General features: G+C 70.7%; 11 protein-coding genes and 2 tRNA genes. 10 read left to right on the top strand and 3 right to left on the bottom strand.

Annotation, left to right across the window (positions count from 1 at the left end; translation table 11 throughout):
• Both VGK78_RS00120 and VGK78_RS00115 read left to right on the top strand, forming a co-directional pair.
• A partial coding sequence (locus VGK78_RS00120; RefSeq protein ID WP_331525218.1) for an alpha-isopropylmalate synthase regulatory domain-containing protein occupies positions 1–356 on the top strand: 356 nt, incomplete at its 5' end.
• A gap of 63 nt (positions 357–419) precedes the next feature.
• Positions 420–1811, top strand: a complete 1392-nt coding sequence (locus tag VGK78_RS00115; protein WP_331525217.1) for an amidase — start codon at positions 420–422, stop codon at positions 1809–1811.
• A gap of 1 nt (position 1812) precedes the next feature.
• Here VGK78_RS00115 and VGK78_RS00110 read toward each other — a convergent pair whose 3' ends face one another.
• The 3 genes from VGK78_RS00110 to VGK78_RS00100 all read right to left on the bottom strand — a co-directional run bounded on the left by VGK78_RS00110 (position 1813) and on the right by VGK78_RS00100 (position 3664).
• Positions 1813–2079, bottom strand: coding sequence for a DUF2087 domain-containing protein (locus VGK78_RS00110; protein ID WP_331525216.1), 267 nt, complete (start codon positions 2077–2079; stop codon positions 1813–1815).
• Positions 2080–2118: 39 nt separating this feature from the next.
• The gene (locus VGK78_RS00105) at positions 2119–2823 is read right to left on the bottom strand and encodes a 3-methyladenine DNA glycosylase (RefSeq protein ID WP_331525215.1); all 705 of its coding nucleotides are present in this window, start codon (positions 2821–2823) and stop codon (positions 2119–2121) included.
• A gap of 172 nt (positions 2824–2995) precedes the next feature.
• Positions 2996–3664, bottom strand: coding sequence for a pentapeptide repeat-containing protein (locus VGK78_RS00100; RefSeq protein WP_331525214.1), 669 nt, complete (start codon positions 3662–3664; stop codon positions 2996–2998).
• A gap of 40 nt (positions 3665–3704) precedes the next feature.
• Here VGK78_RS00100 and VGK78_RS00095 point away from each other — a divergent pair, with 40 nt between their 5' ends.
• The 8 genes from VGK78_RS00095 to VGK78_RS00055 all read left to right on the top strand — a co-directional run.
• Positions 3705–4514, top strand: a complete 810-nt coding sequence (locus VGK78_RS00095) for a fumarylacetoacetate hydrolase family protein (protein WP_331525213.1) — start codon at positions 3705–3707, stop codon at positions 4512–4514.
• Positions 4511–5989 carry a glutamate--tRNA ligase gene (gene gltX / locus VGK78_RS00090; protein WP_331525212.1) on the top strand — a complete coding sequence of 493 codons (1479 nt, stop codon included), beginning with the start codon at positions 4511–4513 and terminating at the stop codon, positions 5987–5989. The genes VGK78_RS00095 and gltX overlap by 4 nt, the downstream gene beginning before the upstream one ends.
• A complete protein-coding gene (locus VGK78_RS00085; protein WP_331525211.1) occupies positions 5986–6960 on the top strand; it encodes a type II CAAX endopeptidase family protein in 975 nt (324 codons plus the stop codon). The genes gltX and VGK78_RS00085 overlap by 4 nt, the downstream gene beginning before the upstream one ends.
• 77 nt (positions 6961–7037) lie before the next feature.
• Positions 7038–7109 (top strand) — tRNA-Gln (locus tag VGK78_RS00080).
• Between the two features lie 79 nt (positions 7110–7188).
• A tRNA-Glu gene (locus VGK78_RS00075) sits at positions 7189–7264 on the top strand.
• Between the two features lie 159 nt (positions 7265–7423).
• Positions 7424–8383 carry an alkaline phosphatase family protein gene (locus VGK78_RS00070; protein ID WP_331525210.1) on the top strand — a complete coding sequence of 320 codons (960 nt, stop codon included), beginning with the start codon at positions 7424–7426 and terminating at the stop codon, positions 8381–8383.
• Between the two features lie 58 nt (positions 8384–8441).
• The gene (locus VGK78_RS00065; protein ID WP_331525209.1) at positions 8442–9038 is read left to right on the top strand and encodes a biotin transporter BioY; all 597 of its coding nucleotides are present in this window, start codon (positions 8442–8444) and stop codon (positions 9036–9038) included.
• Between the two features lie 267 nt (positions 9039–9305).
• A partial coding sequence (locus VGK78_RS00055; protein WP_331525208.1) for a bifunctional transcriptional activator/DNA repair enzyme AdaA occupies positions 9306–10000 on the top strand: 695 nt, incomplete at its 3' end.

Raw genomic sequence — 10000 nt, 5'->3', positions numbered from 1 at the left:
CGGGGGAGGAGGCGGTCTCGGAGGCGACGGTGAAGCTGGTCGCCGAGGGTGTGCGGTACGTCGAGACCGGCGAGGGCAACGGCCCGGTCAACGCCCTGGACCAGGCGCTGCGGCAGTCGCTGGTGCGGGCGTTCCCGGAGGTCGCCAAGTTCGAGCTGATCGACTACAAGGTCCGCATCCTCGACCAGGGCCATGGCACCGATGCGATCACCCGGGTGCTGATCGAGACCTCCGACGGCGAGTCGTCGTGGGTCACCGTCGGCGTCGGACACAACGTGATCGAGGCGTCCTGGGAGGCGCTGCTCGACGGGATCACCTTCGGTCTTCGCCGCCACCACCAGGCGACGACCCGATAGTGCGGATCACGCGGCCGGTCCTCGGGGATCCGGGACCGGCCGGCTGATCCGTACTATCCACTGGTGGCCGCGCTCCATGACCTGACCGCGCTCGAGCAGGGCACGGCCGTACGGCGGGGAGAGGTGTCGCCGCGGGAGCTCGCCGCGCACTACCTCGAGCGCGGGGACGAGGTCGGCGCGTTCATCACCCGCACGCCGGAGCTCGCGCTGACCCGCGCCGAGTCGTTGCTGCCGGTACCGGACGACGCCGGGCCGCTGTACGGCGTACCCACGGCGGTCAAGGACCTGAACATGACCGCCGGGGTGCGCACCACGTTCGGCTCCGCGGCGTACGCCGACTACGTGCCCGACGTCTCGGACGGGATCACGCAGTCGATCGAGACGGCCGGGATGGTCAGCCTCGGGAAGACGAACACGCCGGAGTTCGGCTCGCCCTGTTACACCGAGCCCGACGTGGCGCCGCCCGCCGTCACGCCGTGGGACCGGACCCGGATGGCCGGTGGGTCGTCAGGAGGAGCGGCCGCCGCGGTGGCTGCGGGGCTGGTCCCGGTGGCGCAGGGCTCGGACGGGGGTGGCTCGATCCGCATCCCCGCCTCGTGCTGCGGACTGGTCGGCCTGAAGCCGACGCGCGGCCGGATCAGCGGATGGCCGATGTACGGCGAGGTCACCGGCCTCGCCACCGGCGGCTCGCTCGGCCGGACCGTGCGTGACGCCGCCGCGCTGCTCGACGTCCTCGCCGGAAGGCGTGCGGGTGATCCGTCGTGGGCCCCGCCACCGTCGGAGTCGTTCCTGTCCTCGTGCGACCGCACCCCGGCCGGGCTGCGGATCGCCCGATTCGTCGGGCCGGTGATCGCCGACGTGGACGTCGACCCGGAGTGCGTCGCCGCCTGGGAGTCCGCCTCGGCGCTGCTCGCCTCGCTGGGCCACGAGGTCGAGGACATCACTGTCCCGATGCCGCGCGAGGCGGTGCCGACGTTCGAGACCTGCTGGGCGGTGCTGACCGCGCTGTCGCCCCCGCCGCCCGGACGTGAGTCGTCACTGCGACCGCTGACCCGTTGGCTCTCGGAGCGCGGGCGCGCCTTCTCCGGTCCGGACTTCGGGCTGGCGCTGGGGGCGATGCGGCGGTACGCCGCCGACTGCCTCATCGCACTCGCGCCGTACGACGCGGTGCTGACGCCGACCCTCGCCGTACCACCTCTCCCCGTCGGCGCGCTCCGCAACGACGACGATCCCGAGGCGGACTTCGAGGCACAGAAGGCCTTCACCCCGTGGACGTCGGCCTGGAACGTCACCGGGATGCCGGCGGTCTCCCTGCCGCTGCACTGGACCCCGTCCGGGCTCCCCGTCGGAGTGATGCTCGCGGCCCGTCCCGCCGAGGAGGGGCTGCTGCTGGCGCTCGCGGCCCAGGTCGAGGAGGCCGCGCCGTGGGCTGATCGGCACCCGCCCGGCTGGTGAGTCAGACCTCGAAGGTGCCGCCGGAGCGCCAGTACATGCTGTCCTCCCGGGTCATGAACCCGTTCTCCACCAGGTAGCGGCGCAGCGCCGCGTAGTCCGGGTGGAAGCGCTGGAGGATGTCGTTGACCTCGGACTCCGGGTAGGTGTGGCCGGGCTCGAACGCCTGGGCCAGGTGGTCCAGCACCACCAGCAGCTTCGAGTGCTTGGTCGGGATGGTCCGCAGGCGGCCGTCGGCGGCCAGGAAGTTCTGCAGCACCCGGTCGTCCACGAGGACCACGGTAGTCAGGTCGCGACCCCCGACTCCCACTCAGGTGTCGAGCAGTCGCGCGCACTCCTCGATCAGCCGGAGCCGCAGTGGCGCCGCACGGTCGGCGAACTCTCGTTGCCACGCGGCGTACTCCTGCTTGCCCTCCGGCGTCTCGATCCTGATCGGCGTCCACGGCTCGCCGGTGGGGTCGAGCGTGGTGCCGCTGAGGTCGTAGGGGGCCGCGCGCATGTCGACGACCCGCACGTCCCAGGCCAGCTCGAAGCAGTCGGCGACGATGCCCGAGCCGACGAGTGGCCACAGCCGGAACGCGTGCTTGTAGAGGTCCATGGTCGCGTGCAGGCAGCCCGGTTGCTCGTACGCCGACCGGTCGCCGGCGCCGGGGCGGAGCTGGTTGCGCGGCTTCGCCGAGGGAGTGAAGAACCGGTAGGCGTCGAAGTGCGAGCAGGTGATCCGATGCGTCTCGACGACCTCGTCGGTGCGGGCCGCGCCGAGCCGCAGCGGGACGGGGTGCCGGGTCTCGCCGGCCCGGTGCACCATCGCCCACTCGTGCAGGCCGAAGCACGCGAACGACGGCGACCGGTCGGCCGTCGCCCGCAACAGGTCGAGGGTCGACACGATCGCTGTGCGCCGCTTCGTCAGGAGCTCGGACCTTCCGGACTCCGGCCAGCCCGGCTGCCAGTCGAGCAGCTTCGCGGGGGAGAAGGAGTAGTAGGTGAACAGGAAGTCGTGCACAGGATGGGCCACGCCCCGCCGTCGCCGGTCGAGGTGCGGCTCGACGTACGGCGCCAGCCGTGCCCGGTGACGCGCCGCCTCATCGATCGTCGGAGGAACCGGTGGCTGAGCAGCGAGCGCTGCGTGCGGTGTCGGTGGTCGAGGAGCGAGCTCTGCGAGCGTCTCGAAACCACCCGTCCCCGTCTCAGTCCCCAAGATCGACCACCGCCCCGTGCAGCTCGGCGAGCATCACCGCAGCCTGCAGGTCGATGCGCGTCTCCTTCAGGGTGGCGGACGCGAGATCCACCCGGTCGAGCGACGCCCCGCGCAGGTCCGCCCTCGTCAGGTCGGTGTCGCGGACCGCCGCGCCGTCCAGCCGCGCACCGGAGAGCACGGCCCCGGTCAGGTCGGCCATGGACAGGTCCGCCTCGCGCAGGTCGACACCGGCGAGGTCGACCCCGGAGAGGGACGCAGCCCGCATCGTCACCGACCTCCACGCCCCGCCGAGGACCGTCAGCGGCCGCATCGTGCACTCCGAGAACACCGAGCCGGTCAGCTTGCACCCGTCGAGGGTCGCGGTGAAGAAGCTGCAGCGGCGGAAGTCGCATCCCACGAAGGCCGTCGCGCGGTGCGTCGAGGCGTTGAACCGGCAGGTGTGGAAGGTGCAGCCCTCGAACGTCGTGCCGCTCGTCGTCGCTTCGGTGAGGTCGACGTCGGTGAAGACGCAGTCGACGAACCGCACGGCGCCGACCTCCTCGGCGTACCAGTCCTCGTCGCGGAAGCTCTCGCCGTCGGCACCGCGAGCCAGCACATCGCTCCCACCACTCCCGTCGGCCGCGCTCGTGTTTTCGTCGGTCGAGCCTGTCGAGACCACGGCTCCATGATGGGCCATCGCGGTGGATAGGCTCGGGCCCGTGCGTATCGCGAGGTTCACCACCGGTGGCGACCCGGCGTACGGCGTGGTCAGCGGCGAGATGGACGAGTTCGACCAGCCGGCGGAGGACAGCGTCGTCGTCGAGCTGTCCGGTGACCCGTTGTACGCCGGCATCCAGCCGACCCAGACCGAGCGCCGACTTTCCGAGGTCCGCCTGCTCGCGCCGGTCATCCCGCGCAGCAAGGTGGTGGCGATCGGGCGCAACTACGCCGCCCATGCCGCCGAGCTCGGCAACGACGTGCCCGAGGAGCCGCTGATCTTCCTCAAGCCCAACACGGCGGTGGTGGGACCTGGCGACCAGGTCTTCTACCCGCCCCAGTCCGAGCGGGTCGACTACGAGGGCGAGCTCGCCGTCGTCATCGGGCGCATCTGCCGTGACGTGCCGCCCGAGCAGGCGACAGACGTGATCTTCGGGTACACGATCGCCAACGACGTGACGGCGCGCGACCTGCAGAGCAAGGACGGCCAGTGGACGCGGGCGAAGGGCTTCGACTCCTTCTGCCCGCTCGGCCCCTGGATCGAGACCGACCTCGACCCCCAGACCTTCGCCGACGGGGTCGCCATCCAGACCCACCTCAACGGCGATCTCGTGCAGGACGGCTCGACCAAGGACCTGATCTTCGACATCCCGACCCTGGTCGCCCACATCACCAGCGTGATGACCCTGCTGCCGGGTGACGTGATCCTGACTGGAACGCCGGAGGGCGTGGGCCCGATGCAGCCGGGCGACGAGGTCGAGGTCTCCGTCGCCGGGCTCGGAGCCCTGACCAACACGGTGGTGACACGATGACCGACCCGGTCCTCGGCGACCTGAAGCCGTCCGACGTCCGCGTCCGGTTCCCACCCAGCCCGACCGGGAACCTCCACGTCGGCAACGTCCGCAGCGCCCTGTTCAACTGGGCTTTCGCCCGCCACCACGGCGGCACCCTCGTGCTGCGCATCGAGGACACCGACCTGGCCCGCAACACCGTCGAGGGCTACCACTCGATCATCGACTCCCTGAACTGGCTCGGCATCGACTGGGACGAGGGCCCGGAGGTCGGCGGCGACAACGGTCCGTACCGGCAGTCCGAGCGCTTCCCGATCTACGCCGAGGTCGCGCGGACGCTGCGCGAGGAGGGCGCGGCGTACGACTGCTACTGCACGACTGAGGAGGTCGACGCCCGGCGCAAGGCCAGCGGCTCCAAGAACCAGGGGTACGACGGCTTCTGCCGCGAGCTCGACCCCGACCAGCTCGCGGTTTGGCAGGCGGAGGGTCGTACGCCGGTCCTCCGGTTCCGCATGCCGTCCGAGCCGATCGTCTTCGACGACCTGGTGCGCGGCGAGGTGACGTTCCTGCCGGAGAACGTGCCGGACTACGCGCTGCTGCGCGCCAACGGCGACCCGCTCTACACGCTGGTCAACCCGCTCGACGACGCGATGATGGGCATCACCCACGTCCTGCGCGGTGAGGACCTCCTCTCGTCGACCCCGCGCCAGATCCCGCTCTACCAGACCCTCCAGCGGCTCGGTGTGGGCAACGGCCCACCCCGCTTCGGCCACCTGCCGATGGTGATGGGCGAGGGCAACCGCAAGCTATCCAAGCGCGACCCCGGCTCCGGGCTGCTCGAGTACGTCGACCGCGGCTTCCTGCCGGAGGGACTGCTCAACTACCTCGCGCTGCTGGGCTGGGGCATCGCCGAGGACCGTGACGTCTTCACGATGCAGGAGATGGCCGAGGCGTTCGACATCCGCCGGGTCAACCCCAACCCCGCCCGCTTCGACATGAAGAAGCTCGAGGCGATCAACAGCGCCCACATGCGCCGCATCTCGCTGCCGGACATGACCGAGCGCGTGATCCCGTTCCTGGCCGAGGCGGAGCTCGTCGACGAGCCGATCACGGCCGACCAGCGGCGGCTCCTCGACGCGGCCATGCCGCTGGTGCACGAGCGCATCAACACGCTCTCGGAGTCGGTGCCGATGCTCGGCTTCCTGTTCGTCGACGAGGCGTCGTTCACCCGTACCGACGAGGTCGACGAGCCGGGTCGCGACGTCGTACGAGCGGCGTACGGCGCGCTGTCCGGGCTGGACGACTGGCGGACGGACGCGATCGAGAAGGCGCTGCGGGAGGCCCTGGTCGACGGGATGGGGCTCAAGCCGCGCAACGCCTTCGGCCCGGTCCGCGTGGCGGTCACCGGCAGCCGGGTCAGCCCGCCGCTCTTCGAGTCACTGGAGCTGCTCGGCCGCGACCGAGCCATGGGACGGCTCGAGGCGGCGCTGGCATGACGTTCACCGGGTCGACCTGGCTCCGAGGCCCGGTCGCTCCGGACGGCCTGCCCTACCACCGCATCCAGGAGGCCGGGCGGCCCGGCGTCTGGCGCCCGTTGGTCGGGATCCTGCTGATGTTCCTCGGCTTCGCCCTGTTCGGAGTGCTGGTCGCGACGGTCGTCTTCGAGATCGCCTACGTGGTCACCGGCCACGGGAACGTCGACGTGGCTCGTCTCGCCGACCTGACGAGGCCGACGCCGGCCGGCCTGGCCTTCCTGAACGTCGCGCTCGCGACGTTCATCCCGCTCGCGATGATCGCGAGTCGACTGCTCCACGGGATCGCACCTCGCTGGCTGGCGTCGGTGCAACCGCGCATCCGGTGGCGCTACCTGTTCGCCTGTCTCGGCGTCGCGCTGGTCGCTCTGATCGCCACGCTGATCGTGGGCTCCGTGCTGCCCGGTCAGGACGGTGACGTGAGCGGGCACGCCAACTCGTTCACGACCACGACGTTCCACTACGTGCTGGTGATCCTCTTCCTCACCCCGTTCCAGGCCGCGGGCGAGGAGTACCTCTTCCGCGGCTACCTCACCCAGGCCTTCGGTGGGCTGACGCGGGGCTCCACGATCGTCGCCGTCGTCCTACCGGCCCTGCTGTTCGGGCTCGCCCACGGGCTCGGCCAGAGCGTCCCGGTGTTCTTCGACCGGTTCGCGTTCGGTCTGGTGGCCGGCATCCTGGTGATCCGCACCGGTGGGCTCGAGGCCGGCATCGCGATGCACGTGCTGAACAACTTCCTGGCCTACGGGATCGCTCTCGCCTACAGCGACATGGCCTCCACCCTCAACCCGACGGGCGGCAGCTGGTGGAGCATCCCGGTGACCCTCACCCAGTCGCTGGTCTACCTGGTCCTCGCCGTCGCCGTGTCACGCCGGATGAGGCTGTCGACCACCAGCAGCACGCGCGTTTTGGAGGCGTCCCGAGGCAGTGTGTAAGGTTTCCCGGCGGCCGGCCGCGTGCCCATGAGCCCGCTCCTCGCAGCGCGGCGGAGGCGCGAAAGCCGGTCAATCCTTGGGGTATGGTGTAATTGGCAGCACGACTGATTCTGGTTCAGTTAGTCTAGGTTCGAGTCCTAGTACCCCAGCGAGATCCCGGCCCAGGTGCCGGGATTTTGAGCGTCTCGGACGCTTCGCTAAAGTCTCACCTCGCGTGTTCACGCGCCCGCCCCCGTTGTGTAGTGGCCTAGCACGCCGCCCTCTCAAGGCGGTAGCGCCGGTTCGAATCCGGTCGGGGGTACCACACCGAAAGGCGCCCCCGAGTAGGGACGTCATACGGAACCTGATCTATAGCGTCCGCTTCGTATGACGTCCTGAGCCTGACTCGCAGCACCCGGGTACGCACCCACGTTCGCCTCGTCGCGGACGCCGCCCTTGTCCTCGCCGGGTAGCGTCCCCCCGCGTGGGACCTCGTGGACTGTCGGTGCTCGCCGTTGGGCTCGCGGGCGGGCTCCTGCTCGCCGGCTGCGGCGGCACGAACAGCTCCGACACGCCGTCACCCGACTTCCCATCCCAGCCGAGCACGTCGACCGGGAGCTCGGCGACGTCGGCACCGCCCAGCTCGACCCCCACTGCGACTTCGGCGGGTGCGACCAAGCTGCTGGTTTTCGTGATCGAGAACCACTCGTTGTCCGAGATGCAGGCGCAGATGCCGTGGACCTATCGGCTCGGGAAGAAGTACGGCTATGCGACCGACTTCCACGCGATGACACATCCGTCGCTCCCGAACTACCTCGCGATCGCCGGAGGCTCGACCTTCGGGATCCAGGACGACGACAACCCGTCCGCCCACCCGATCAGCGGCCCCTCGGTCTTCGGCGAGGCGCTCGCCCACGGCCTCACTGCTCGCGTGTACGCCGACGACATGCCGGCGCCCTGCACCCTCACCACCGCAGGGCGGTACGCCGTCCGCCACAACCCCTGGACCTACTTCACCTCGGAGCGCAGCGAGTGCCAGAGCTTCGACACGAACCTGGACCGTTTCCCCCAGGACGTGCGCACGGGACACCTGCCGGACGCCGGCATGGTGATCCCCGACGTCTGCGACGACGCGCACAACTGCCCGCTCTCGACCGCGGACGCCTTCATCCGCCAAGGGGTCGGGCTCGCCATGTCGGGGCCGGACTTCCGCTCCGGCCGGCTCGCCATCGTCGTCACAGCCGATGAGGACGACCACTCGCAGGGCAATGTCATCCTGACGATCCTGGTCCACCCGAGCATCAGACACGAGGTCGTGACGAGCCCGCTGTCCCACCTGTCGTTGTCCCGGCTCTACGGCGAGGTGCTCGGCCTGCCGCCGCTGCGGGACGCCGCGACCGCACCGTCGATGGCGAAGGCCTTCGGGCTGCGGCTCGGCCGCTGACGGCTCGTCCGGTGACCTCGCGAGCTCGGTCACTGCGCTCGGCCCTAAACTCGCGGCCATGTCGTCCACCGCACTCGTCCCCACACTGGTCCGTCCGAGCAACCGCGCCGCCGCACTCGTCGCCGACGCCGTCCTGGTCGCTCTCGGAGTCGGCCTCATCGCCGCGTCCGCGCAGTTCTCGATCCATCTCCCGCACACGCCGGTGCCGATCACGGGTCAGACGTTCGCGGTCCTGCTGGTCGGTGGTGCGTACGGCGCGACGCGCGGCTTCGTCACGATGGCGGCGTACCTCGCGGTGGGTGGCCTGGGGTACGGCGTCTTCGCCGGCCACGCGTCCGGCTGGGACTTGCTGAAGCTCTCCTCGGCCACCGGTGGCTACCTGGTCGGGATGCTCGTCGCGGCCGGCCTGGTCGGCTGGCTCGCCGACCGGGGCTGGGACCGGAAGGCGACCCGGTCGCTGCCGACGATGGTGCTCGGGAACATCGTGATCTACGCCGTCGGCGCCACCTGGCTCGCCCACGCACTGGGGGTCGGTGCACAGGGGGCCTGGGACTACGGCGTCAAGGACTTCCTGGTCGGCGACGCGATCAAGATCCTCCTGGCGGCCGGCCTCCTGCCCGCCGCCTGGAAGCTCGTCGACGCCGTTCGCCGCTGACGACCTGACAGCGCCACTCAGCTCAGTCGCCGGGACGCACCGGACCCGATTCGTACGCCGCCACCACGGCCTGCACGCGGTCGCGCACACCCAGCTCGGCCAGGACGCGGGCCACATGGGACTTGCACGCAGAGGCCGGTATGACGCGCCTCGTCGAGGGCTTCGGCCGTCGTGCGTGTGCTCGATCACGACCAGCGCCTAGAGCCGCCCTCTCCCCGTGTCCGATTCCCGCCAGAATACGTCGGTGGTCTGAGCCATGATGGGGACATGACGCCGACGACAGCGCCGATGCACCTCGACCTCGAGTCCTGCTACCGCGCGGTGAAGAGCCGCGACCGCAGGTTCGACGGCGTGTTCTACACCGCGGTCCGCACCACCGGCATCTACTGCCGGCCGTCCTGTCCCGCCCGCACCCCGGCGTTCCACAACGTCACGTTCCACCCGACGGCGGCGGCCGCCCAGGCTGCCGGCTACCGAGCCTGCAAGCGGTGCCTCCCGGACGCGACGCCGGGCAGCCCCGACTGGGACGTCGCCGCCGATGTGGCCGGTCGTGCGATGCGGCTGATCGCCGACGGCGTGGTCGACCGCGAGGGTGTCGACGGGGTGGCTCGCCGCATCGGATACACCCCGCGCCACCTCTCACGGATCCTCACCCAGGAGCTGGGCGCCGGACCGCTGGCGCTGGCTCGGGCGAAGCGGGCCCAGACCGCGCGAGTGCTGCTCGAGACCACCGACCTCGGGGCGGCCGACATCGCCTTCGCCGCCGGGTTCAGCAGTGTGCGGCAGTTCAACGAGACGATCCGAGAGGTCTACGACGCCACGCCGACCCGGCTCCGTGGCGGCCGGGACATGGGTGGTCCGGGAGGCACGCTCCAGCTCCGCCTCGCCGTGCGTACGCCGTTCGGCGGGCGCTCGCTGCTCGGGTTCCTCGCCCACCGCTGCGTCGCCGGGGTCGAGGTCGC

Origin of the sequence: Nocardioides sp. (genome assembly GCF_036503465.1) — a bacterium.
Taxonomy (GTDB): domain Bacteria; phylum Actinomycetota; class Actinomycetes; order Propionibacteriales; family Nocardioidaceae; genus Nocardioides.
This window is presented reverse-complemented; position numbering and strand designations above follow the sequence as displayed.